Consider the following 23,285-nt stretch of genomic DNA (forward strand, 5'->3'; position numbering starts at 1 on the left):
CTTAGCCTCTCACATCTGTCTCGTTGCTACCGAGGTCCCCACCCGTGAGAGTGGGGATGTCCACCAGAGCCCCCGCGTCTCCTCGGCCTCGGATCATATCCAGCGCATGCTGGAGTATGCCGACGGCTGCCACTTGGTCCACCACTCTACGATGCTCGCGGGAATCCATGCCAGCGGCACGCAGGTTTCGGTGGGCTTCAACGGTTGTGAAGCGCTCGTCGACGAGGCGCACCGGACACTCGAGGCCAGCCTCGCCCAGCGCCGCAGCCAGGTTCTCTGCATACCGCCGTGCCATCGTCGCGGATTCGGCCTCACGGCCGGCAAGGGTTCGCGGGAGGCCGACATAGACCTCGACGACGCCGCGCACCACGGCTTCCTTGACCAGGACCTTGATGTCGCTGTTCCGCTTGGGGTCGCGGCTCAGGGTCTTCAGCGGCGTCGGCAGGATGCCGTCGGCGTCGCACACTGCAACGCCGACGCGCACCGAACCCACGTCCACGGCAAGCCTGACGCCGCGCGGGAAGGTGTTCTCTGAAAGCTCGGGGGAAATCATAGGCGGCTCCGGGTCAGCGCTGCGCGACAGCCGTCGCGATCGCCCCCAGCGCCTCCACGATCTTGGCCGGGTCGGTCCCGCCCCCCTGTGCGACGTCGTCCTTGCCGCCTCCGCCGCCGCCGAGGATCCCGGCCGCGATCCGCACGAGCGCCCCAGCCTTCACACCGGTAGCCCGCGCCTGTTCGTTGGTCGCGACCAGGACCGCTGGCCGGCCCTTGGCGACGCCGGCAACAGCCACCGCTGCCGGGCTGTCTCCGAGTCGGGCCCGGAGGTCGAGGGCGAGCCCACGGAGCTCATCGGCGGAACCGAGCTGCCCGGCGTCGTGCGTGATGAGGCGAACGCCAGCGACATCCTTCGCGGTGCCGACCAGGGCGGCCGCTGAGGCCGCGAGCTTCTCCTTGCGAAGGCGCTCAAGTTCCTTCTCGGCGGTCTTGAGCTTCTCGAGAGTCGCGGAGATGCGCTCGGTGAGCTGGCCGGAGGGAACCTTGAACATCTCGCTCAGCTCGGACACGAGGGCTCGCTCAGCGGCCTGGTGGCGGAACGCATCGAGGCCTACGTAGGCCTCGACACGGCGGTTGCCCGATCCGACTGACTGCTCGCCGAGCAGCGTGAGGCTGCCGATGAGCGCGGTCTGGTCCACGTGGGTACCGCCGCACAGCTCCATGGACCAGGGTCCGTTGATCTCGACGACGCGCACGCGAGAGCCGTAGTTCTCACCGAAGAGCGCCATGGCGCCAGCGGCCTTGGCCTCGGCGAGGGGCATCTCGGCAGTGTTCACCGAGAAGTTGTCCCGGATCGCGAGGTTCGCGACTTCCTCGATTTCGCTCCTCGCGGCGCCGGAGAGCTGCTCGCCCCACGCGAAGTCGAAACGCAGGTAGCCCGCCTTGTTGAACGAGCCGCGCTGCACGGCCTCCGGGCCCAGAATCTGGCGCAGGGCCGCGTGGACGAGGTGCGTGGCCGTGTGAGCCTGCTCGGCGGCGTGACGGCGCTCCCTGTCGACGACCGTGCGCACGACCGCGTCGGCGCTCAGTTCGCCTTCGCGCACCACGGCCTTGTGGACGCTCAGCCCCTTGATGGGGCGCTGGACGTCGAGGACCTCGACGAGGAAGCCGTCACCGCTGATGAGGCCGCGGTCTGCTGCCTGCCCGCCGGCCTCGGCGTAGAACGGGGACTCCTCGAGGATGATCTCGACCTCCTCGCCCGCCGTTGCGCGGTCGACGCGCGATCCGGTGGCGATGAGGCCGCGGATGCGCGACTCGCCTTCGAGTTCCGTGTAGCCCGTGAAGACCGTGTCCCCGGCCGTGTGGAGTTCCTGGAACAGCGTGAGGTCGGCGTGGCCTGACTTCTTCTCCTTGGCGTCCTTCCGGGCGCGCTGGCGCTGCTCCTCCATGAGGGCACGGAAGCCCGGCTCGTCGACCGTGACGCCGGCCTCTTCGGCCATCTCGAGCGTGAGGTCGATCGGGAAGCCATACGTGTCGTGGAGGGCGAAGGCCTCCTCGCCCGAGAGCTGGGAGCCAGCCGCCTTCGACGCCGTCACAGCCTCGTCGAGACGGGCAGTGCCCGCCGCGATCGTGCGAAGGAAGGCCCGCTCCTCGCCGTAGGCGATGCGGCCGATCCGGTCGAAGTCGTTCGCGACCACCGGGTAGACGCCCTTCATGGCGTCACGCGAGACGGGAAGCAGCTCCGGCATCACGGGCTTCTCGACCCCGAGCAGACGCATGGCGCGGACTGCCCGGCGGATCAGACGGCGGAGCACGTACCCGCGGCCCTCGTTGGACGGCGTGACGCCGTCGGCGATGAGCATGAGGGCGCTGCGGACATGGTCGGCCACGACGCGCATCCGGACGTCGTCGGCGTGGTGCGGGTCGGCGTCGGACTCGGCGGAGGTGTACGTCTTGCCGGCCAGTTCGGCGGCCTTGTCGATCACGGGCCGCACTTGGTCCGTCTCGTACATGTTCTCGACGCCCTGGAGGATCATCGCGAGACGCTCCATGCCGAGGCCCGTGTCGATGTTCTTCTTCGGAAGCTCGCCGACAATGTCGAACTCGATCTTCGATGAGACATTCTCGATCTGGTACTGCATGAACACGAGGTTCCAGATCTCGATGTAGCGGGTGTCGTCCACGGCGGGGCCGCCGTCGGGGCCGTACGCGGGGCCGCGATCGTAGTAGATCTCAGAGCAGGGACCGGCCGGACCGGGCTGGCCGGTAGACCAGTAGTTGTCGCTCTTGCCCATGCGCTGGATGCGCTCAGCCGGGATTCCGGTGTCCCTGAGCCAGAGGTCGGCGGCGTCGTCGTCATCCTCGTAGACCGTCACCCAGAGCTTCTCGGAGGGAAGCCCGTAGCCGCCGTCGTCGACGCTCTTCGTCAAGAGCTCGTACGCGAACTTGATCGCGTCTTCCTTGAAGTAGTCGCCGAAGGAGAAGTTGCCGCACATCTGGAAGAACGTGCCGTGGCGGGCCGTCTTGCCCACTTCCTCGATGTCAGCGGTGCGGATGCACTTCTGGACACTGGTGGCACGCGGAAACGGCGGTTCCTCGCGGGCCGTGAGGTACGGGATGAACGGCACCATGCCAGCGATCGTGAAGAGGATCGACGGATCCGGCGAAACGAGCGACGCCGAAGGCACCGCGGTGTGTCCCTTGCTGACGAAGTAGTCGATCCAGCGTCGGGTGATCTCCTGCGACTTCATGTGCGTGTGCTTCAACCTTCTCTACGTGCGCCACGCGGCGCGATGTGCCGGCGGCCTGCGATCCGAGCGCTGGGTGTGCGGTCCGGACGACTCCATCAATTCTAGGCGCCGGGGCTAGCCTTCAAGTCCAAGGCCCTTGCGGAGCTCGCCCTCGCGCTCGGCCATGCCGGCGCGGACCTCGTCCGCGAAGTGCGCCACGCTGTCCGCGAGCGAGGCAACGGCCCGATTGACTCCTCCGGGCGACGCGAGCGAACGGGCCTCGCTGATCTTCTGATAGGCGATGACGCCGATGGCGACACCCACGCCGAGCCACACAATTCGCTTCACGGCTGGTTCCCTTCTGGCTGTTCCTGGCGGCGTTGCTGTTCCTGGCGGCGGTGCTGTTCCTGCCTGCGTTGGCTCGTCCTCGTCGGCCGCGCTCGAGCGCCTCAGCGGCTGCGGCGGCCCGAGCGACGGGGTGCCTTGCTGCCCTGGGCGAAGGCAGAACCGACTCCGTAGGAGAACGCCGCGACCTTGACGAGAGGCGAGCCCACCGTCGCGGCGATGAGTGAGGACAGCGCCGAGACGTTCGCCGTCGTATCCGAGACGTTGGAGGCAATCCCGTCGACCTTCTTGAGCTGCTCGTGCGTGGTCGAGACGGTCATCGTCACCTCGTCCATGAGCGGTGTGGCCCCGTCCGCGAGGGTCCGGATGGATCCGCGGAGTTCGTCGAGGACCTTTCCGAGCTTCAGGATCGGCACGGCGAGCAACGCCACCAGCACGGCGAAGACCCCCGCGGCAATGAGCCCTGCAATGTCGCCTCCGGACACGATTCCTCCTCCTCGCGCACGGACTGCCCGCGCACCCTGTCGTTACCTTACACACGCAAGGAGCCCGCGGCGCGCGCCGCGGGCTCCTTGTGTGACGGCCCATCCGCCTGCAGTCCGTCCGCCGTCGGTCTGTCCGGCGTCGGTCTGCCCGCCGTCAGTCTGTCCGCCTTGGGCGGGGCGGATCAGCGGGCGTAGTACTCGACGACGAGCTGCTCTTCGCAGGTCACGGGAACCTCAGAGCGCTTCGGGCGGCGCACGAGGCGGGCCTGAAGCGACTCGAGCTTGACATCGAGGTAGCCCGGGACGGCCGGGAGGACGTCGCGGTGGGCACCGGCAGCGGCCACCTGGAACGGCGCCATGGTCTCGGAGCGCTCGTGGACGCTGATCAGCTGGCCCTCGGCGACGCGGAACGACGGGCGGTCAACGCGCTTGCCGTCCACGATGATGTGGCGGTGCACAACCATCTGGCGGGCCTGGGCGATCGTGCGGGCGAAGCCGGCACGGAGCACGAGGGCGTCAAGGCGCATCTCGAGGAGCTCGATGAGGTTCTCACCCGTGAGGCCCTTGGTGCGCTTCGCCTCCTCGAAGGCGCGGGTCATCTGCGCCTCGCGGATGCCGTACTGGGCGCGGAGGCGCTGCTTCTCGCGGAGGCGGACTGCGTAGTCCGAGTCCTGCTTCTTGCGGGCACGGCCGTGCTCACCGGGGCCGTACGGGCGGCGCTCCATGTACTTGGCGGCCTTGGGAGTGAGCGCGAGGCCGAGAGCGCGCGAGAGGCGCGTCTGACGGCGGGCACGAGTGCTAGACACGTGTGTCCTTTCATACTGCCGCGGCACTGGAATCCTGGCCTCCGGAGGTGGAGAGCATTGGCCCGCGACTGCCTTCTGCTACCGAGGGGCGTACTGCCCTAAAACACAGCTGCCCCGGTCGTGCCAGACGGTCAACCAGCTTAGCATGGCAGCGGCAGGTCAGGAACCACGGATGATGCCGCGCAGCCGCTCGACCCGGGCCTGGAGCTCGCGTTCAGAGCCATTCGCCGTGGGAGCGTAGTAGTCCTTCCCCACGAGGTCGTCCGGCGGGTACTGCTGGCGCGCTACGGAGTGCTGGGCGTCGTGGGAGTACTGGTAGCCCTTGCCGTGGCCCAGGCGTTCCGCCCCGGCATAGTGGGCGTCGCGCAGGTGGGCGGGGATGCCGGTGCCCACGCCTGCCCGGACATCCGCGATCGCCGCATTGATGCCCATATACGCAGCGTTGGACTTCGGGGCCGTCGCGAGGTGGACCACCGCCTCGGCCAGCACGATCCGGCCCTCGGGCATACCGATGAGCTGCACGGCCTGGGCCGCGGCGACGGCCGTCTGGAGCGCGGTCGGGTCCGCCATGCCGATGTCCTCGGCCGCTGAAATGATGATGCGCCGCGCGATGAACCGGGGGTCCTCCCCTGCCTCGACCATGCGGGCAAGATAATGCAGTGCGGCGTCGACGTCAGAGCCGCGGATCGACTTGATGAACGCGCTCACCACGTCATAGTGAATGTCCCCTGCACGGTCGTACCGCACGGCGTGGGCATCGACGGCCTTTTCGGTATGCGCCACCTGGATGGTGACGGGGCTGGCGTCGTCGCCCTCGCCCGTCTCGCCCGCAGCCTGTCCGAGCGCGACGGCGGCGGCTGCCTCGAGCGCGGTCAGGGCGCGGCGGGCGTCACCGCCAGCGAGCCGCACGAGGTGATCCGCGGCGTCGTCCGCGAGCACGACGGCGCCGCCCAGCCCGCGCGGGTCAGTCACCGCGCGGACCACAAGACCGCGGATATCCTCGTCAGTCAGCGGCCTGAGCGTGAGCAGGAGCGAGCGTGAGAGCAGCGGTGAGACCACGCTGAAGGAGGGGTTCTCGGTCGTCGCCGCGACGAGCACCACCCACCGGTTCTCCACCCCGGGCAGGAGGGCGTCCTGCTGGGCCTTCGTGAAGCGGTGGATCTCGTCGAGGAAGAGCACGGTCGTGGTGCGGTGCAGGTCCCGGGCCGTGAGCGCCTCGTCCATGACTCGCCGGACGTCCTTGACGCCGGCGGTGATCGCCGAGAGCTCGACGAACTTGCGGCCCGGGCCGCGGGCGATGACGTGCGCGAGCGTTGTCTTCCCCGTCCCCGGAGGGCCCCACAGGATCACCGACGTCGGTCCAGTCACGGACAGCGCACCGCTCGGCGCGCCCGCGGCGAGCTGCCGCAGGGGCGACCCCTCCCCCAGCAGGTGCTGCTGGCCCACTACCTCGTCGAGGCTTCGCGGGCGCAAGCGCACGGCGAGGGGACTCCGCTGGGCATCGCGGGCGGCCTTCGCGGCGCGCTCGCTCGAGACGGCCGACGGCGCGGACTCGTCATCGCTGTCGGGGCCCACCCCGCCGACGCCCACTGATCCGAACAGATCTTCCATCGCCTCTACGCTACCCCGTCAAGACGCCGTCCTCGCGGCCGCCCTCGGATGCGGACCGAGCCTCAGGCGCCCTTCGCGTCCTCGGCCTTCGGCGCAGTTTCCTGCGGCGCCTTCTTCGGCTCGGGCTTTGCGTCCACGCCGGCCTCCTTGCGCTGCTCGGGCGTAATCGGCGCAGGGGCCGCGGTCAGGGGGTCGTAGCCGCCGCCTGTCTTGGGGAAGGCGATGACCTCGCGGATCGAATCGACCCCCGCGAGGAGCGCGACCACGCGGTCCCAGCCGAACGCGATCCCGCCGTGCGGCGGGGCCCCGTACTTGAAGCCCTCGAGCAGGAACCCGAACTTCTCCAGAGCCTCGGCCTCGCCGATGCCCATGACCCTGAACACGCGCTCCTGGATGTCGCGGCGGTGGATACGGATGGAGCCGCCGCCGATCTCGTTGCCGTTGCACACGATGTCATAGGCGTACGCGAGGGCCTCGCCGGGCTCCGTGTCGAACGTGTCCATAAACTCGGGCTTGGGCGACGTGAACGCGTGGTGCACTGCGGTCCAAGCCGAGTAGCCGAGCGCGACGTCGCCCGAGGCCTTCGCATCCGCGGACGGCTCGAAGAGCGGCGCGTCCACGACCCAGACGAACGCCCAGTCATTGGGGTCGATGAGGCCGGTGCGGTGGCCGATCTCGACGCGGGCCGCCCCGAGGAGCGCGCCCGAGGGGCCCGGTTCGCCGGCGGCGAAGAAGATGCAGTCGCCGGGCTTGGCGCCGACCGCATCCGCGAGGCCCGCGCGCTCGGCGTCCGTGAGGTTCTTCGCTACCGGGCCGGCCAACTCGCCGTCCTCCTTGTAGAGCACGTAGGCGAGACCCTTCGCGCCGCGCTGCTTGGCCCACTCCTGCCACGCGTCGAGCGTGCGGCGGGGCTGGGAGGCGCCGCCGGGCATGACCACCGCACCTACATAGCCTGCGGCATACCCGGCCTTGAACACGCCGAAGGTCGTGTCCTTGAAGAACTCGGTGAGGTCCGTGAGCTCGAGGCCGAAGCGCAGGTCGGGCTTGTCGGAGCCGTACTTCGCCATGGCCTCGGCGTACGTCATCCGGCGGATCGGGGTGGGCACCTCGACGTCGATGAGCTTCCACAGGGACGTGACGATCCGCTCGCCGAGGGCGATGATGTCGTCCTGCTCGACGAAGCTCGCCTCGATGTCCAGCTGGGTGAACTCCGGCTGGCGGTCGGCGCGGAAGTCCTCGTCCCGGTAGCAGCGCGCGATCTGGAAGTACTTCTCGATCCCACCCACCTGGAGCAGCTGCTTGAACAGCTGCGGCGACTGAGGCAGGGCATACCACGAGCCCGGGGCGAGGCGTGCCGGCACCAGGAAGTCGCGGGCGCCTTCCGGCGTGGAACGGGTGAGTGTCGGGGTCTCGACCTCGGTGAAATCCTCGCCGTGGAGCAGTTCGCGCGCCACACGGTTGGCCTCGGAGCGCAGGCGCATGGCGCGGGCCGGGCCAGGGCGGCGCAGGTCGAGGTAACGGTGCTTGAGCCGCGCCTCCTCGCCGACCTCCACGTGCTCGTCCACCTGGAACGGCAGTGGGTCGGCGGTGTTGAGGACAACCACCTTCTCGGCGATGACCTCGATCTCACCCGTGGCGAGCTGCGGGTTCTCGTTCCCCTCGGGGCGGCGCTCCACCGTGCCGACCACTTGGAGGACGTACTCGTTGCGCAGGCCGTGGAAGACCTCCTCCTCGCGGACCACGATCTGCGACACGCCGGTCGAGTCGCGGAGGTCCACGAAGGCCACCCCGCCGTGGTCGCGGCGTCGGGCCACCCAGCCCGCGAGTGTGACGGTCTGTCCGATGTGCTCGGAACGCAGGGTCCCGAGGCCGTGTGTGCGCAGCACAGCTCTTCTTTCACTAGGATCGACAGTGGTTCGCATCGAGTTTACCCGGAGGTCCCATGCCGACCGTCCCCCCTCTGGAACGGCGGCTCGGCACCGTCGACGCGACAGCGATCGGCCTCGGCTCGATGCTCGGCGCCGGAGCGTTCGCAGTCTTCGGCCCATCGGCCGCCCTGGCGGGACCATGGCTCCTTCTCTCGCTCGGCCTCGCCGGAGCTGTCGCCTACGCGAATGCCGTGGCCTCCGCGGCGCTCGCCTCGAAGTACCCGTCGAGTGGTGGAACCTACGTCTACGGACGCAAGCAGCTCGGTGAGTGGCCCGGCTTCCTCGCCGGCTGGGGATTCGTGACCGGCAAGGCGGCCTCCTGCGCGGCCATGGCCCTGACCTTCGGGGTCTACGTCGCGCCCTCCTATGCCGCGCCGCTCGCTGTGGGTGCGGTCGTCGCACTCACGGGGGTGAACCTCGCCGGGATCACCCGGACGGCGCTCGTGACCAAGGTGCTGCTCGGCGTCGTGCTTGCGGTCCTTGCGTTCGCGATCGTGGTGGGTATCGCGGGCCCACCACGGGGGTCATCTGCCGCGGCGGTCACCGCGCTTTCGGGCGACGGCGCCGGGTCGCCTCTGGGGGTCCTCACCGCCGCCGGCGTGCTGTTCTTCGCCTTCGCGGGCTACGCGCGGATCGCGACGCTCGGTGAAGAGGTCCGGGATCCCACACGGGCGATCCCCCGGGCCATCCTCGCGGCGCTTGCCGGGGCGCTCGCCATCTATGCCGTCCTGGCGGTGGTGCTGACCCTCCGGATTCCCGGCCTGCTGCCGGGGGCGGCCGCTCCGATCCGTGAACTCGCGGCACCGGCGGGACCGTGGGCCGAGGACATCGTCCGGGCGGGCGCCTCGGCCGCATGCCTCGGGGCGCTGCTCGCGCTCATCGCGGGAGTCGGACGGACAAGCCTCGCGATGGCTCGCGAGGGAGACCTGCCGCGTGCCCTCGCCCGGATTGGCGGCCCGCACAGCGTGCCCTGGGCCGCTGAGCTCGCCGTCTGCGCGGTCGTCGTCGCCCTCGTGCTCAGCGGCAGCCTGCTGACCGTCGTCGGATTCTCGAGCTTCGGCGTGCTCGTCTACTACGCCGTCGCCAACGCCTCCGCCTTCACGCTGCGCGAGCGTCCCGTGTACTGCCCGCGGTGGCTCAACGCCGCCGGCACCACGGGCTGCCTCGTCCTCGCCTTCACGCTTCCGTGGGCGTCCGCCGTCACGATGATCGTGGTGCTCGCGGCCGGCACGGCCGTCCGCGCCGTCGTGCTCACCACACGCCGGCGCCGGGCGGGCTGACTGCATCGTGCGCCGGCGCTCGGCGACCCCGTGGTAAATCAGAGGCCCGTCTCAGCCGATCAGGCGGAGGCGGCCACGACCTGCGGGACCAGGTCCGCGGCAGGCGGCATCCACGATGCCGGATCGGCACCGACCTGCTCGCCCGAGCGGATGTCCTTGACCTCGTGCGTCCCGTCCGCGTGCGAGAACCATACGAACGGGATGCCGCGGCGGTCCGCGTACTTGATCTGCTTGCCGAACTTGTCCGCCTTCGCCGCGACTTCGACGGCGATCCCGCGGCCGCGGAGCTGGGCCGCAACCTTCTGAGCGGCGATCCACGAATCGTCGTCGACGAGCGTGACGAGCACGGCGGTCGGGACCGAGCGGCTCGCCGTCGCGAGCTCCTGGCTGAGGATCCGGGACACGAGGCGCGTCACCCCGATCGAGAGCCCGACCCCCGGGAACTTGCGGCTGCCCTTGGTGGCAAGGGCGTCGTACCGGCCGCCCGAGCAGATCGAGCCGAGCTGCTCATGGCCCACGAGGACCGTCTCGTAGACCGTGCCGGTGTAGTAGTCGAGGCCGCGGGCAATGCTGAGGTCTGCTACGACCTTGCCCGGCGCGGCGGCCGACGCGGCGGCGATGACCTGCTCGAGCTCGGATAGCCCCTCCTCGAGCAGCTCGTCCTGGACCCCGAGGGCCCGTACCTGCGCGACGAACGAGGTGTCCTCCGTGCGGATCGAGGCGAGCTCGAGGGCGGACTTGGCCTGCTCGGGCGTGGCCCCGAGCTCCTCCTGGAGGAGTTCGGCGACCTTCTCGGGGCCGACTTTCTCAAGCTTGTCGATGCTGCGCAGCACCCCGGCCGTGTCCGCGAGGCCGATCCCGCGGTAGAAGCCCTCAGCGAGCTTGCGGTTGTTGATCCGGAGCCGGAACGGCGGTATCGGGAGAGCGGAGAGTGCCTCCGCGATGACGAGCGCAAGCTCGACGTCGTACCGGAAGGGCAGCTCGCCGTCGCCCACCACGTCGATGTCTGCCTGCGTGAACTCGCGGGCACGGCCCTCCTGCGGACGCTCGCCACGCCACACCTTCTGGATCTGGTAGCGGCGGAACGGGAACGCGAGGTATCCGGCGTTCTCGACGACGTAGCGCGCGAAGGGAACCGTGAGGTCGAAGTGGAGCGCGAGCGCATGCGCGTCGTCCTTGCTGGCCGAGTCGTCGTCGTCCTGGAGCCGCGAGAGGCCGTAGACCTCCTTGTCGATCTCGCCCTTGCGCAGCAGCTGGCCTACGGTCTCGACAGCGCGGGTCTCGATCGAGGCGAAGCCGTGCAGCTCGAAGGTGCGCCGGAGCGTGTCGAGCACATGGAGCTCCACAAGCCTCTCCTGCGGAAGCCACTCGGGGAATCCGGACAGCGAGGCGGTACGTGCCATGGGGGACAAACTCCTTGTGCGTAGACTGACTGCTGCACAAGTTTATGCGCCTGTTCAGGCACCCGTCGGATGCACGAGCGTTGGAGGAGAAATCGGTGGCGAAGCGGAACACACGTGAGGACCGCCGCCGGGTCCAGCTCATGGAGGCACGGGCGCAGCTGCGCACCGGCAAGGAGAAACGGCGACGGCGCGACAACACGATCGCGGCGGCCGTCGGGGCCGCGGCCCTGGTCGTCGCCGCGGTCCTGCAGGGCACGGTCTTCGCCTCGAACCCCACCGCCTCCGAGTATGCGGCCGCACAGGCCGGGCTCCAGACGCCGACGGCGAGTCCGAGCGCAACCCCGAGCAATGGGCCGGACATCCCCAAGCCCGAGACGGCCGCCGGAAAGACCTTCACCGGGGACCTCGTGCTCAACGGGAAGCCCGTGGGGGTTGAGCTCGACGGGACGACGGCGCCCCAGGCAGCCGCCGTCTTCTCCTCGCTCGCGCAGGCGGGGACATACAACGGCCGGCAGTGCGGGCGCCTCACCACGGGGGATTCCTTCGGCGTCCTGCAGTGCGGCCAGAAGGCGGACGGCAGCTCCGAGTCGGGGTACAGCTGGGGTCCGCTCGAGAACACGCCAGCTGACACCAAGTATCCTGCCGGAACCATTGCCGTTGCCCGCACCGCGAACAACGCGTACGGGAACGGTCAGGAGTTCTTCATCGTGTACAAGGACACGACCATCCCGGCCGACAGCGCGGGCGGCTACACGATCGTGGGCAAGGTGACCTCGGGCCTCGACGTGGTCCAGGGCATCGCCGCCCAGGGCGTCAAGACCGGGAATGACGGGGCTCCCGTGACAGCAGTCACGATAGACTCGTTCCTTGTGAAGTGACGTGGGCTGCCTCCACCGGCAGCACACCTGAAGTACCGACAACAAGCGAAAGAGTTCTAGCGGTGACCGAAAGTCAGAAATCCGACGACACCGCGGCCACAGAGGCCGCACCAGTTCCCTCCCCCGCCGCCTTTGCGGCAAAGCCCAGACCGGTGGTCCCCGCCCCGAGCGCCCCGTCGGCTGCTGCGGCTGCCCCGGCCGCCGCGCCCGCCCCGACCGTTCCGGCCGTATCGCTGGCGGAGGCATCGAAGTGGGGCCGCGTCGAGGGAGACGGGCACGTATTCCTCACCATCGATGGCGAAGAGCATCCAGTAGGCCAGTATCCCGGCGTGTCCGCGGATGAGGCCCTCGCCTATTTCGCACGCAAGTTCGAGGACGTGCTCGCGCAGATCTCCCTCGCCGAGCAGCGAGTGAGCTCGCACGCCCCCGTCGCCGACGTCCGCAAGGCTGCCGTGCATGCCCGCGCACAGCTCGCCGAGCGCGCCATGGTAGGCGATCTGCGTGCCGCCGAGGCCCGGCTCGACGCCCTTGAGGCCTCGCTCGCCGAAGCCGAGGACGCCGAGAAGGCACAGCACGAGGCGGCGCGGGTACATGAGCTCGAGCGGCGGGAGGCCATCGTCGCGGAGGCCGAACAGATCAGCGGGCAGGACCCCGAGCGCACGCAGTGGAAGTCGAGCGGCGCGCGCATGAACGAGCTTTTCGAGGAGTGGAAGAATTCGCAGAAGTCGGGACTCCGTCTCGGCCGCGCTGCGGAGGACACGCTCTGGAAGCGGTTCCGTGCCGCTCGGACCCAGTTCGACCGCCACCGGCGCGCCTACTTCTCGCAGCTGGACAGCGTCAACGCCCAGGCGAAGTCCGTCAAGGAAGGGCTCATCGCCGAGGCCGAGACCCTCCAGTCGTCGACCGAATGGGGATGGGCTGCGGGCGAGTACCGCCGCCTCATGGACGAGTGGAAGGCCGCTCCGAGGGCGAGCCGGAAGGACGACGACGCGCTGTGGGTCCGCTTCCGGGCCGCCCAGAACGTCTTCTTCGAGGCACGGCAGGCCGCCAACGACGCCGTCGACCGCGAATACTCGGCGAACCTCTCGGTCAAGGAGGCCCTCCTCGAGGAGGCCCAGCGGATCCTCCCGGTGAAGGACCTCGCGGCCGCGAAGAAGGCGCTGCAGTCCGTCCGGGAGCGCTGGGAGGATGCAGGCCGCGTCCCTCGCGCCGACATGGGACGGATCGAGGCCGGGCTGCGCAAGGTCGAGGATGCCGTTGCCCAGGCTGACCACGAGAACTGGCGGCGCACCGATCCCGAGACCAAGGCCCGGACCGATTCCGCACTGAGCCAGCTCGAGTCCTCCATTGCGGGCCTCGAAGATGACCTCAGCGCTGCGAAGGCCAAGGGCGACCGCCGGGCGGAGGCGAAGGCCCAGGAGGCGCTCGACGCCCGCCGTGCGTGGCTCGAGACGCTCCGTCAGTCGGCGAACGAGCTCGGCTGACCTCAGCGGACAGCAACACCGGGGCCCGGCACTGCCATAGCGGCAGGCCGGGCCCCGGTGCACTTATCCACAGGCCACCGCGGAAGGCCTCACGAGCACCGGGCGTCGGGGCATGATGTCCGTATGCCCAGTCCCACGATTCATCCCGCACCGGTCACAGCTACTCCGCCGATCCTGACGGCTGGCTCTCCTTTCACCGCCGTCGAGCTCCAGGCAATGGAAGCCGACGGCATGGTGCGGCGTCTCGTCGGCCGGGCCTACGTCCCCGTCCGTGCGCGGACCACGGCCGAGCTCAGGGCCCGAGCCTTGTCCGCCATGCTCACCGCCCGGGTGCGGGAACGCGCCGTGGCGGGGCGCATGACGGCGGCATGGATCCTCGGGTGCGCTCCTCCGCCCGAGATGCCCGTCATGCTGGTCGAGAGCACACGGCGGCTGGCCAGACTGGGGACCGGGGAGAGGCTGCTCGTGCACGAGGTGAGCTTCGGAGACTTCGACGTGCTCGAGATTGCGGACCTGCGGGTGACGAGCGCTCTCCGCACCGCCGTCGACCTTGCGATCCACTCCGAAGAGCGCATCGCCGTTCCGGTGCTCCGCCGCCTCCTGGCCCGCGAGGGCCTCGGGCTCACTGTCGGCCTGATGGTCCGCAGCCTCGAAGGCCTGCCCGCGCAGCCGCACAAGACACGTGCACGCCGGATCCTTGAGCGGCTTCAGTCCTGAGGCCGCGGGACTGCGTCACGTCCTGCGTCGGTTGCCAGTGGTCCTGTAGACGTCGAAGACGCCGTCGATCCGCCGCACGGCGCCGAGCACGTGGCTGAGGTACTTGGGATCGCCCATCTCGAACGCGAAGCGCGAGACGGCAAGCCTGTCGGTCGAGGTGTGAACATGGGCGGACAGGATGTTCACGTGGTTGTCGGACAGTACCCGGGTGACGTCGGAGAGAAGGCTCTTGCGATCGAGGGCTTCGACCTGGATCTCAACGAGGAACACGCTCGACTGCGTTGGCGCCCACTCGACGTCGACCATGCGATCCGGCTCAGCGCGGAGCGTCGCGATGTTGGTGCAGTCGGTGCGGTGCACCGACACGCCGGAGCCGCGTGTCACGAAGCCCACGATCGGGTCCGGCGGAACGGGCGTACAGCACCGGGCAAGCTTGACCCAGACGTCGCCGACGCCCTTCACGATCACACCGGAGTTGGAGTACCTCGGCGGCGCGCTCCCCTTGGTCGGCGCGATCGTCTCGGCGATGTCCTCGGCTGCGCCCGCGGCCCCCCCGAGGCTGTCGACAAGCTTCTCGACGACCGACTGTGCGGAGGCATGACCGTCGCCGATGCCTGCGTAGAGCCCGGAGATGTCCGGGTACCGGAACTCCTGAGCTACAGCGAGCAGCGCGTCGTGGCTCAGGAGGCGCTGGAGGGGAAGGTTCTGCTTGCGCATGGCACGCGTGAGGAGATCCTTGCCCTTGTCGATGGCCTCCTCGCGACGTTCCTTGGAGAACCACTGGCGAATCTTGTTGCGTGCCCGAGGACTCTTGACGAAATGCTGCCAGTCCTGGCTGGGGCCAGCACCCTCCGCCTTGGACGTGAAGATCTCGACCCAGTCTCCGTGGTTCAGTTCGCTGTTGAGCGGAACGAGCTTCCCGTTGACCCGTGCACCGATCGTGCGGTGCCCCACCTCCGTGTGGACTGCATAGGCGAAGTCGACAGGCGTCGACCCCGCCGGCAGCGCCATTACCTCGCCCTTGGGCGTGAAGACGAAGACTTCCTTCGCATTGATCTCGAAGCGGAGGGAGTCGAGGAATTCCCCGGGATCGGACGTCTCCTGCTGCCAGTCCACAAGGGAACGGAGCCAGCCCATCTCGGACGCCTTGCCGCTGGGGCTATGGCTCTGGGCGCCGGGCTGGTCCTTGTACTTCCAGTGGGCAGCGACGCCGTACTCGGCGCGCCGGTGCATCTCGTGCGTCCGGATCTGGATCTCGACGGGCTTTCCACTGGGCCCGATGACCGTGGTGTGGAGCGACTGGTACATATTGAACTTGGGCATCGCGATGTAGTCCTTGAACCTGCCCGGGAGCGGGTTCCACCGCGCGTGGAGCGCACCGAGGACCGCATAGCAGTCCCGCACCGAGTCGACCAGCACGCGCACGCCCATGAGGTCGTTGATGTCGTCGAATTCCTTCTGACGGACGATCATCTTCTGGTAGATCGAGTAGTAGTGCTTCGGCCTGCCGGTGATCTCGGCTTTGATCTTCGCCGCTCGCAGGTCGTCGGCGATCTGGGCCCGGATGAGGGAGAGCTGCTTCTCCCTCTCGGGGGTCCGGGCGCCGACCATGCGCACGATCTCCTCGTACACCTTGGGGTAGAGGGCTGCGAACGAGAGGTCCTCGAGCTCCCACTTGATCGTATTCATGCCGAGCCGGTGCGCCAGCGGGGCGAAGATCTCGAGCGTCTCCCGTGCCTTTCGGGCGGATGACTCGGGCGAGACGAAGCGCCACGTCCGCGCGTTGTGCAGGCGGTCGGCCAGCTTGATGACGAGGACGCGGATGTCCTTGGCCATGGCCACGACCATCTTGCGCACGGTCTCGGACTGAGCCGCCTCGCCGAACTGGACCTTGTCGAGCTTGGTGACTCCGTCCACGAGCATTGCGACCTCGGGTCCGAAGTCCTTGCGGAGCTGGTCGAGGGTGTACGACGTGTCCTCGACGGTGTCATGCAGGAGCGCGGCGGCGAGCGTAGTCCCCGTCATGCCGAGCTCGGCCAAGATGGTCGCCACGGCGACGGGGTGGGTGATGTACGGATCGCCGCTCTTGCGCTTCTGGCCCTGATGGCTCCGCTCAGCCACCTCGTAGGCACGCTGGATGAGGTCGAAGTCCTCGCGCGGGTTGTTGGCCCGCACGGTGCGCAGGAGGGGCTCGAGGATGGGAGAGTGGGCACTCGGCCCACGGCCCGTCAGCCTCGCAAGACGGGCGAACGACCAATCCCGGCGTCCGAGGGTCGGACGTTCGAGAAGGCTGTTGCCCCCGGGCGCCGGTGACGGCGCGGGCCCTGTCCCCTCAGTCGCTGGCGCCGACGGTGAAGGGCCCGCTGCGCGCGCAGACGGCGCCGAGCCATCGGCGCTGCTTCCGGCAGCGCCTGGCACACCGGCCTGTGCCGGTGACGACGTCGAGCGCTCCGTCACCGAAGGTACCTCCACTCCTGAACGGGGATTCCCTCAGTGTATGCCCGGCGCGAGAGCTCAGACGCCCGCGTTCGCTGAGGACCGACGGGCGTGGACCCGATCAGCCTGCTTGATGAGCTCAGGCTCGCGCTCGCGCAGGCCCGCGTACATCGGAGCGGCGATGAACAGGGTCGCCGCCGTGCCGATGAGGATGCCGACGAAGAGGGCCAGGGAAAGGTCGCGCAGCGTGCCAGCGCCCAGGAGGCCCGCACCGATGAAGAGGATCGCGGCGACCGGAAGGACCGCAACCATCATCGTGTTGATGGAGCGCACGAGGGTCTGGTTGACGGCGAGATTGACTTCCTCGGCGAACGTCCGACGGCTCGACGCCGTGATGTCCTTCGTGTTCTCGCGGATCTTGTCGAACACCACGACCGTGTCGTAGAGCGAGTAGCTCAGGATCGTGAGGAAGCCGATGATCGCGGACGGTGTGACCTCGAAGCCGCTGGCCGCGTACACGCCGCCCGTCACGATCAGTGTGACGAACATGCCCGTCAGGGCGGAGAGCGACATCTTCCACGTGCGGAAGTAGAGCGCCATGAGCACGGCCGCCAGCACCACGAAGACCACGAAGCCGATGAGCGCCTGCTGCGAGACATCTGCGCCCCACGTCGGGCCGACGAAGGTCGACGTCACATGGTCCGCCCCGACACCGTAGGCGGCGGCGAGCTTGTCCTTGACCTCGAGGGTCTGGGAATCGGTCAGGCGCTCGGTCTGGACGCGCATCGAGCCCGGCGCAATGTTGTTGACCCGCGGCTGGGTGCCGGGAGCCACCGAGTTGACCGCCTGTTCTCCAGCGTGCACATCCGTCGAGGAGGTCCCCGAGATGGTGAACTCGCTGCCCCCGCGGAACTCGATTCCGAGGTTGAACCCGCCCGCGAAGAGCGGGATGAGGACCGACACGACGGTCAGCACCGCAGCGATGCCGAGCCAGATCTTCTTGCGCTCCACAAACGGGTAGGACCGCTTGCCCGTGTAGAGCTCGTTGCCGAAGCGTGCGAAGAAGTTGGACATCAGTTCTCCTCCCCCGTGTTCTCGGACGCGCGGCTGGACCGGCCCGAGGTCGATGTCATCTCAGTCGGCTTCTGGGCCTCAGCGGCCCGGCGCTCCGCAATAGTCATGCGGCGTCCCGCCTCCCCCATAGCGGCGGCATTCTTGGGCTTCAGGGTGGACTTGGCCGCCTCGGACGCCTCGCGGAGGCGACCGGCTCCCCGGTACAGCGGAACCGCGCCCAGCCGTTCGGGGTCCAGGCCGGAGAAGCGGTGCCCCTCGCCGAAGAACTTGGTCCGCGCGAGCATCTGCAGGGTGGGGTGGGTGAAGAGGAACACGACGATGAGGTCGGCGATCGCGGTGAGCCCGAGCGTGAACGCGAAGCCCCGCACGTTGCCCACGGCGACGAAGTACAGCACCACGGCGGCCAGGAGGTTGACGGCCTTGGAGGCGAGTACGGTGCGCTTGGCGCGCTTCCAGCCGTTCTCGACGGCGGAGACCAGACCCCGTCCCTCGCGCAGCTCGTCCCTGATGCGTTCGAAGTACACGATGAACGAGTCCGCGGTCTGGCCGATGGCCACGATGAGGCCCGCCACGCCAGCCAGCGAGAGCCGGTAGTTCTCAGTCCAGCCGAGGATTGCGATGGCCAGGTATGTGAGCACACCGGCAACCACGAGCGAGAAGATCGTCACGAAGCCGAGGGCCCGGTACTGGAAAAGGGAGTAGACCACCACGAGGAGCAGCCCGATGCCGCCTGCGAGCAGGCCCATCTCGAGCTGCTGCGTCCCGAGCGTCGCAGAGATCTGCTCCTCGCTCTGGATGTCGAAGCTGATCGGGAGAGCGCCGTACCGGAGCTGGTCCGAGAGGGTCTGCGCGCTCTGCTGGGTGAAGTTGCCGGTGATCTGCGGCCGGCCGTCGGTGATGACGGCCAGGGTCCGAGGTGCCGAGAGGACCTTGTCGTCGAGGACGATCGCGAACTGCGCCTTGGGGCTGTTCTGGTTCGCGACGTAGTAGCCGTTGAGGCGCTGCGTCACAGCCTTGAACTTGTCGGTGCCGTCGCTGTTGAACTGGATGTTGACGGCCCACTCGTTGGTGACCGCACCCTGCTGGCCCTGCTGGAGCTGGAAGGTCGAGCCAGCGATGTCGGTACCCACCACCTCGACTGGGCCGAGGATGTACTTGATGGCAGGCTGCGCGCCACTGGCGGGCTGGCACGTCACGAGCGGCTTGGCAGGATCGGAGCGATCGGTCTTCTCGGGCTGCGGCTGGGTGCAGTCGAGCGCCTCGAACTGCTTGTAGACGTCGGCAGTCACCCAGTTGTCGTCACTGGCATTGGTGGGCGCCGCCGTCGGCTTGGGCAGCTTGTCGTCGGTGAGCTGCTGGGCCTGAGGAACGGCCGCCGGGTCGCCCGCCGTCAGGACGGGCCGGAAGTTCATGTCCGCCGAGGCCTGGATGAGCTGACGCGTCTGGGCAGATGGCGTTCCGGGCAGGCTCACGATGACGTTGCGGCCCGACTGGGTGCTGATCTCGGCCTCGGATACGCCGGAGCCGTCCACGCGCTGCCGGATGATCTCAACGGCCTGGTTGAGCTGGTCCTGATTGATCTGGGACCCGCCCGAAACCTTCGGGGAGAGGATCATCTGAGTGCCGCCCTCGAGATCGAGGGCAAGCTTCGGCGCCCACGACGCCTTCCCTGCTATCGCTCCGCCGGCGAGGATGCCGGCGAGGGCGAGGAGGATAACGCCGAGTGAAACGAGGGTTCTGAGTCCCGGCCGCGTGCGGGATCGTGCCATGGTGGTCCTTCGAGATGGGGCGGAGCCTTGCGGGCGCACAGCCGCCCGGCGCAAGGCCGGGCGGGACGGTCGGAGACTTAGTTGGCGCTCTTGCCCTCGTCGTTGAGGCGCCGCAGCGTCTCCTCGGGCGTCTCGCTGAAGTGGTCCTGCGACCGCGGGGCGTCGGAGTCCGCCTTGCCGAGGGTGATGCCGGACGACGGCGCGGTGCCGGCTTCAGCGAAATCGGCGCCAGCGCTGGCGGGTGCCTCAACGTCGCTGTCGGCAGCGGGGGCCGCGGGCTCGATGACCTTGGTCACGGACTGGCGGTGGACCGTGGCGAGCGTGCCGGGGCTCAGCTCGAGGACGATCTTGTTCTCTGCGTCGTCGACCGAGACGATCCGGCCGTAGAGCCCGAAGCTCGTCATGACGTCGACGCCGGGGGCGAACTTCGACTGCGTAGCTGCCTGCTGCTGCTGGGTCTTCTTGTTCCTACGGAACATCGTGAAGATGAAGAAGGCGAAGACGGCCAACAGGAGGATGGTCATCAGGTCCATGCGGGGTCCAATCTGTATTCAGTCGGGAACCGGCCAGGGCGGTCCCGGGCACAGCATCATGTCCCCAGCGAGGCGGGAAGCATGTCTTTCAGTGTAGTGGCTCACGCGGGGGTGGTGCTCAGTCCAACGATTCGGGGTCCCCGTCAGATCCCGGACCAAACAGGGTTGCGCTCTCAGCGAACGGCGCGTTCGCCGGCACCGGCAGCCCCAGATGGGCAAAGGCCAGAGGCGTCGCAACGCGTCCCCGCGGAGTCCTTCCCATGAGCCCCTCCCGGACCAGGAAGGGCTCCGCGACTGTCTCCACCGTTTCGGGCTCCTCCCCGACCGCGATCGCGAGCGTGGAGAGCCCCACGGGGCCCCCGCCGAACTTCGTGGCGAGCGCGGACAGGACGGATCGGTCCAGCCGGTCGAGCCCCTTGGCGTCCACCTCGTACATGTCCAGCGCCGCGCCGGCCGTACGGGCATCGATCTGCTCGACGCCATGGACGAGGGCCCAGTCGCGGACGCGCCGCAGGAGCCGGTTGGCAATACGGGGCGTGCCCCGGGACCTGCCGGCCACCTCGGTGAACGCGGCCGAAGTCACGCGCAGGTCGAGCAGGCCCGCCGAGCGCCTGAGCACCAACTCGAGCTCCTCGACCGAGTAGAACTCGAGGTGCCCGGTGAACCCGAAGCGGTCCCGAAGCGGTCCCGGAAGCAGGCCTGCGCGCGTCGTCGCTCCGACGAGCGTGAACGGCGGCAGGTCAAGGGGAATCGCTGTCGCGCCCGCGCCCTTGCCCACGACGATGTCGACCCGGAAGTCCTCCATCGCCATGTACAGCATCTCCTCCGCGGGACGCGACATGCGGTGGATCTCGTCGAGGAAAAGGACCTCGCCCTCCGAGAGCGAGGAGAGGATCGCCGCGAGATCGCCCGCGTGCTGGATCGCCGGGCCGGAGGAGATCCGCAGGGGCGCGTTCATCTCCCCCGCGATGATCATGGCGAGCGTGGTCTTGCCGAGGCCCGGCGGACCCGACAGCAGGACGTGGTCTGCGGTGCGTCCCCGCAGCCTGCTCGCCTCGAGGACGAGCGAGAGCTGTCGGCGCACGCGGGCCTGGCCCACGAATTCATCGAGGAATTTGGGTCGCAGCGCCGCCTCGAGGACCCGCTCCTCGGGCTCCTCCTGGCTCGTGACGATCGAGGCTTCAGCCACGGGCGCCGGCCTTCACGGCACGCGCACCCTGGCCGAGCCAGCGGAGCGTTGCGCGCAGGATCTCCGGGATGCTCCCCGTCGCCGCGATCTCAGGGGAGTCGGCCATGGCCTTCTCGATGCTCGACGCCGCGTCCTTCTCGCTCCATCCGAGCGAGGCCATGGCCGCGATGACCTGGGCCTTCCACGGCTCCTCGGTGCCCGTAGATGCGGGAGCCTGCCCTTCGGCGGCTCCCAGCGGGACGAGTTTTCCCTTGAGCTCGAGCACGAGCCGCGCCGCGACCTTCGGCCCAATGCCCGGGACCTTCGTGAACGCCTTCGAGTCTTCGGTGTGCACGCCTACGCGCACAGCCTCCGGGGTGTGCACGGCGAGGACCGCGAGGGCCAGACGCGGTCCCACGCCCGAGACCCCCAGCAGCACCTCGAAGACCTCCCGCTCCTCGGGAACCGCAAAGCCGAACAGCGTGAGCGAGTCCTCCCGGACCACGAGAGAGGTGTGCACGGTGCCCTCCTCGCCGACCCGCAGGCCCGCGAGGGTCTGCGGCGTGGCCCAGAACAGCATCCCTGCGCCATTCACGTCGACCACGCCGGTGGACAGCCCTACATGGGCCACACGGCCACGGACGAAGCTGATCACGCCACCCTCCTAGTGCCTACTCGCCGGTGCCCAGCTCCACAAACCGAACATATCTACGAGAACTCTAGCGGTAGACGGCGACCGTCCGACTCACCTGCCGCGGCGCGCCCTCGCTTCGGCTTCTTGCCACAGCCGCTGTGCGGGGGTCAACGCCGTGGCGGTCATCGCCGTCGTGCGTCCGACGGCGGATGGCGAGCCGGGAGCGCTCCCCCGCCACGCGTGCGCCAGGGCTAGGGCGAGGGCGTCCGCGGCGTCGGCTGGCCTGGGCGCGGTCTCGAGCTGAAGGATCTTGGTGACCATCCGCGTGACGGCAGCCTTGTCCGCCCTGCCGCTGCCGGTCACGGCCGCCTTGACCTCGCTCGGGGTGTGCAGTGCCACCGGTATTCCGCGCCGCGCTGCAGCGGCGATGACAATACCTGAGGCTTGGGCGACGCCCATGACCGTGCTGACGTTCATCTGCGAGAAGACGCGCTCGACCGCGACGACGTCCGGGGTGTGCCGGTCCAGCCACTCGTCGATGGCCCGCGCGATCACCAGCAGGCGCGCGTCGAGCGGTTCGTCGGACTTCGTGCCGACCACCCCGACGGCCACCAATGCCGCGCGGCGGTCCCGTGCGACATCGACCACCCCGATGCCGCAGCGTGTGAGGCCCGGGTCCACGCCCAGCACACGCAGCGCGGACTCTGGCCTCGAGGCGCCCATGCCGACGGCGTCGACCGTGTCAGGCACAGTCTCAGTCGTCCTCGAGTGCCGCCATGACCTCGTCGCTCATGCCGGCATTCGCGTAGACGTTCTGAACGTCGTCGAGGTCCTCGAGAGCGTCCACGAGGCGCACGAACTTGCGTGCGCCGTCGGCGTCGAGTTCGACCTCCATCGAGGGCACGAACTCGGCCTCGTCGGTCTGGTACTCGATGCCCGCCTCGGTGAGCGCGTCGCGGATAGCCTGGAGATCGACGGGCTCGGAGTAGACGATCCAGTTCTCGCCGCCGTCCTTGACCTCCTCGGCGCCCGCGTCGAGGACCGCCATGAGCACGTCATCCTCGGTGAGTCCGTTCTTGGCCAGGCTCACTACGCCCTTGCGGTTGAAGAGGTACGTGACCGAGCCCTGGTCCGCCATGGTGCCGCCGTTGCGGGTGACGGCGAGCCGGACCTCCGCGGCCGCGCGGTTGCGGTTCTCGGTGAGGCACTCGATCAGGAGTGCCGAGCCCTGCGGGCCGCGGGCCTCGTACATGATCTCGGTGTATTCGATCGCCTCGCCCGTGAGGCCGGCGCCACGCTTGATGGCGCGGTCGATGTTGTCGTTCGGCACCGAGTTCTTCTTGGCCTTGCTGACCGCGAGTTCGAGGTTCGGGTTGCCCGAGAGATCTGGGCCGCCGAGCCGCGCAGCGACTTCGATGGTCTTGATGTACTTGGCGAACGCCTTGGCACGCCTGCCGTCGATGACGGCCTTCTTGTGCTTGGTCGTCGCCCATTTGGAGTGGCCGGACAT

The 23,285-nt window shown here is 68.8% G+C and carries 20 protein-coding genes; 4 read left to right on the forward strand and 16 right to left on the reverse strand.

Features of this window, described 5'->3' with window-relative positions; all coding sequences use genetic code 11:
- Position 1: 1 nt before the first annotated feature.
- From ruvX to aspS, 7 genes are all read right to left on the reverse strand, one after another.
- Complete coding sequence (ruvX, locus tag RBS60_RS14850; protein ID WP_307958351.1) at positions 2 to 553, reverse strand: Holliday junction resolvase RuvX; 552 nt, start codon at positions 551 to 553, stop codon at positions 2 to 4.
- Positions 554 to 566: 13 nt separating this feature from the next.
- Entirely contained in the window at positions 567 to 3,245 is a 2,679-nt protein-coding gene (gene alaS, locus RBS60_RS14855; protein ID WP_307958352.1) for an alanine--tRNA ligase, read from the reverse strand.
- A gap of 114 nt (positions 3,246 to 3,359) precedes the next feature.
- The gene (locus RBS60_RS14860) at positions 3,360 to 3,572 is read right to left on the reverse strand and encodes a hypothetical protein (RefSeq protein WP_307958353.1); all 213 of its coding nucleotides are present in this window, start codon (positions 3,570 to 3,572) and stop codon (positions 3,360 to 3,362) included.
- Positions 3,573 to 3,673: 101 nt separating this feature from the next.
- The gene (locus tag RBS60_RS14865) at positions 3,674 to 4,054 is read right to left on the reverse strand and encodes a DUF948 domain-containing protein (RefSeq protein ID WP_307958354.1); all 381 of its coding nucleotides are present in this window, start codon (positions 4,052 to 4,054) and stop codon (positions 3,674 to 3,676) included.
- A 182-nt stretch (positions 4,055 to 4,236) separates the two neighbouring features.
- Positions 4,237 to 4,860: a 30S ribosomal protein S4 gene (gene rpsD, locus RBS60_RS14870; RefSeq protein ID WP_307958355.1), complete on the reverse strand. Its 624-nt coding sequence runs from the start codon at positions 4,858 to 4,860 to the stop codon at positions 4,237 to 4,239.
- Between the two features lie 159 nt (positions 4,861 to 5,019).
- Positions 5,020 to 6,471, reverse strand: a complete 1,452-nt coding sequence (locus RBS60_RS14875) for a replication-associated recombination protein A (RefSeq protein WP_307958356.1) — start codon at positions 6,469 to 6,471, stop codon at positions 5,020 to 5,022.
- A gap of 62 nt (positions 6,472 to 6,533) precedes the next feature.
- Entirely contained in the window at positions 6,534 to 8,357 is a 1,824-nt protein-coding gene (gene aspS / locus RBS60_RS14880) for an aspartate--tRNA ligase (protein ID WP_307958357.1), read from the reverse strand.
- Between the two features lie 56 nt (positions 8,358 to 8,413).
- Here aspS and RBS60_RS14885 point away from each other — a divergent pair, with 56 nt between their 5' ends.
- Entirely contained in the window at positions 8,414 to 9,679 is a 1,266-nt protein-coding gene (locus tag RBS60_RS14885) for an amino acid permease (RefSeq protein WP_307958358.1), read from the forward strand.
- A 59-nt stretch (positions 9,680 to 9,738) separates the two neighbouring features.
- Here RBS60_RS14885 and hisS read toward each other — a convergent pair whose 3' ends face one another.
- Positions 9,739 to 11,082: a histidine--tRNA ligase gene (gene hisS / locus RBS60_RS14890; protein ID WP_307958359.1), complete on the reverse strand. Its 1,344-nt coding sequence runs from the start codon at positions 11,080 to 11,082 to the stop codon at positions 9,739 to 9,741.
- 44 nt (positions 11,083 to 11,126) lie between these two features.
- Between hisS and RBS60_RS14895 the strand changes: the two genes are divergently transcribed.
- The 3 genes from RBS60_RS14895 (at position 11,127) to RBS60_RS14905 (ending at position 14,161) form a co-directional block, all read left to right on the forward strand.
- Complete coding sequence (locus RBS60_RS14895; protein WP_307958360.1) at positions 11,127 to 11,960, forward strand: peptidylprolyl isomerase; 834 nt, start codon at positions 11,127 to 11,129, stop codon at positions 11,958 to 11,960.
- Positions 11,957 to 13,444: a DUF349 domain-containing protein gene (locus tag RBS60_RS14900; RefSeq protein WP_374049287.1), complete on the forward strand. Its 1,488-nt coding sequence runs from the start codon at positions 11,957 to 11,959 to the stop codon at positions 13,442 to 13,444. The genes RBS60_RS14895 and RBS60_RS14900 overlap by 4 nt, the downstream gene beginning before the upstream one ends.
- A gap of 123 nt (positions 13,445 to 13,567) precedes the next feature.
- Positions 13,568 to 14,161, forward strand: coding sequence for a hypothetical protein (locus tag RBS60_RS14905; RefSeq protein WP_307958362.1), 594 nt, complete (start codon positions 13,568 to 13,570; stop codon positions 14,159 to 14,161).
- 15 nt (positions 14,162 to 14,176) lie between these two features.
- Here RBS60_RS14905 and RBS60_RS14910 read toward each other — a convergent pair whose 3' ends face one another.
- From RBS60_RS14910 to RBS60_RS14945, 8 genes are all read right to left on the reverse strand, one after another.
- On the reverse strand, positions 14,177 to 16,618 hold the full coding sequence (locus tag RBS60_RS14910; RefSeq protein WP_374049288.1) for a RelA/SpoT family protein: 2,442 nt from the start codon (positions 16,616 to 16,618) through the stop codon (positions 14,177 to 14,179).
- Between the two features lie 57 nt (positions 16,619 to 16,675).
- Positions 16,676 to 17,671, reverse strand: a complete 996-nt coding sequence (gene secF / locus RBS60_RS14915) for a protein translocase subunit SecF (protein ID WP_307958363.1) — start codon at positions 17,669 to 17,671, stop codon at positions 16,676 to 16,678.
- Entirely contained in the window at positions 17,671 to 19,440 is a 1,770-nt protein-coding gene (gene secD, locus RBS60_RS14920) for a protein translocase subunit SecD (RefSeq protein ID WP_307958364.1), read from the reverse strand. Before secD ends, secF begins: the two co-directional genes overlap by 1 nt.
- Positions 19,441 to 19,517: 77 nt before the next feature.
- The gene (gene yajC / locus RBS60_RS14925; protein ID WP_307958415.1) at positions 19,518 to 19,964 is read right to left on the reverse strand and encodes a preprotein translocase subunit YajC; all 447 of its coding nucleotides are present in this window, start codon (positions 19,962 to 19,964) and stop codon (positions 19,518 to 19,520) included.
- A 127-nt stretch (positions 19,965 to 20,091) separates the two neighbouring features.
- Positions 20,092 to 21,162 (reverse strand): Holliday junction branch migration DNA helicase RuvB, encoded by a 1,071-nt coding sequence (gene ruvB, locus RBS60_RS14930; protein ID WP_374049289.1) that lies wholly within the window; start codon positions 21,160 to 21,162, stop codon positions 20,092 to 20,094.
- On the reverse strand, positions 21,155 to 21,796 hold the full coding sequence (gene ruvA / locus RBS60_RS14935; RefSeq protein WP_307958365.1) for a Holliday junction branch migration protein RuvA: 642 nt from the start codon (positions 21,794 to 21,796) through the stop codon (positions 21,155 to 21,157). Before ruvA ends, ruvB begins: the two co-directional genes overlap by 8 nt.
- 90 nt (positions 21,797 to 21,886) lie before the next feature.
- Entirely contained in the window at positions 21,887 to 22,498 is a 612-nt protein-coding gene (gene ruvC / locus RBS60_RS14940) for a crossover junction endodeoxyribonuclease RuvC (protein ID WP_307958416.1), read from the reverse strand.
- A 31-nt stretch (positions 22,499 to 22,529) separates the two neighbouring features.
- Positions 22,530 to 23,285, reverse strand: a complete 756-nt coding sequence (locus RBS60_RS14945; protein WP_307958366.1) for a YebC/PmpR family DNA-binding transcriptional regulator — start codon at positions 23,283 to 23,285, stop codon at positions 22,530 to 22,532.

The sequence above is a fragment of the Sinomonas sp. ASV486 genome, assembly GCF_030908215.1.
GTDB classification, from domain to species: Bacteria; Actinomycetota; Actinomycetes; order Actinomycetales; family Micrococcaceae; genus Sinomonas; species Sinomonas puerhi.

What these genes read in the sequence shown, in the direction of transcription:
- alaS (WP_307958352.1), bottom strand. Translation starts at nt 3,245, where the DNA reads ATGAAGTCGCAGGAGATCACCCGACGCTGGATCGACTACTTCGTCAGC.
- ruvC (WP_307958416.1), bottom strand. Translation starts at nt 22,498, where the DNA reads ATGGGCGCCTCGAGGCCAGAGTCCGCGCTGCGTGTGCTGGGCGTGGAC.
- hisS (WP_307958359.1), bottom strand. Translation starts at nt 11,082, where the DNA reads ATGGCACGTACCGCCTCGCTGTCCGGATTCCCCGAGTGGCTTCCGCAG.
- RBS60_RS14945 (WP_307958366.1), bottom strand. Translation starts at nt 23,285, where the DNA reads ATGTCCGGCCACTCCAAATGGGCGACGACCAAGCACAAGAAGGCCGTC.
- secF (WP_307958363.1), bottom strand. Translation starts at nt 17,671, where the DNA reads ATGTCCAACTTCTTCGCACGCTTCGGCAACGAGCTCTACACGGGCAAG.
- yajC (WP_307958415.1), bottom strand. Translation starts at nt 19,964, where the DNA reads ATGACCATCCTCCTGTTGGCCGTCTTCGCCTTCTTCATCTTCACGATG.
- RBS60_RS14885 (WP_307958358.1), top strand. Translation starts at nt 8,414, where the DNA reads ATGCCGACCGTCCCCCCTCTGGAACGGCGGCTCGGCACCGTCGACGCG.
- RBS60_RS14875 (WP_307958356.1), bottom strand. Translation starts at nt 6,471, where the DNA reads ATGGAAGATCTGTTCGGATCAGTGGGCGTCGGCGGGGTGGGCCCCGAC.
- RBS60_RS14895 (WP_307958360.1), top strand. Translation starts at nt 11,127, where the DNA reads ATGCGCCTGTTCAGGCACCCGTCGGATGCACGAGCGTTGGAGGAGAAA.
- ruvX (WP_307958351.1), bottom strand. Translation starts at nt 553, where the DNA reads ATGATTTCCCCCGAGCTTTCAGAGAACACCTTCCCGCGCGGCGTCAGG.
- RBS60_RS14905 (WP_307958362.1), top strand. Translation starts at nt 13,568, where the DNA reads ATGCCCAGTCCCACGATTCATCCCGCACCGGTCACAGCTACTCCGCCG.
- secD (WP_307958364.1), bottom strand. Translation starts at nt 19,440, where the DNA reads ATGGCACGATCCCGCACGCGGCCGGGACTCAGAACCCTCGTTTCACTC.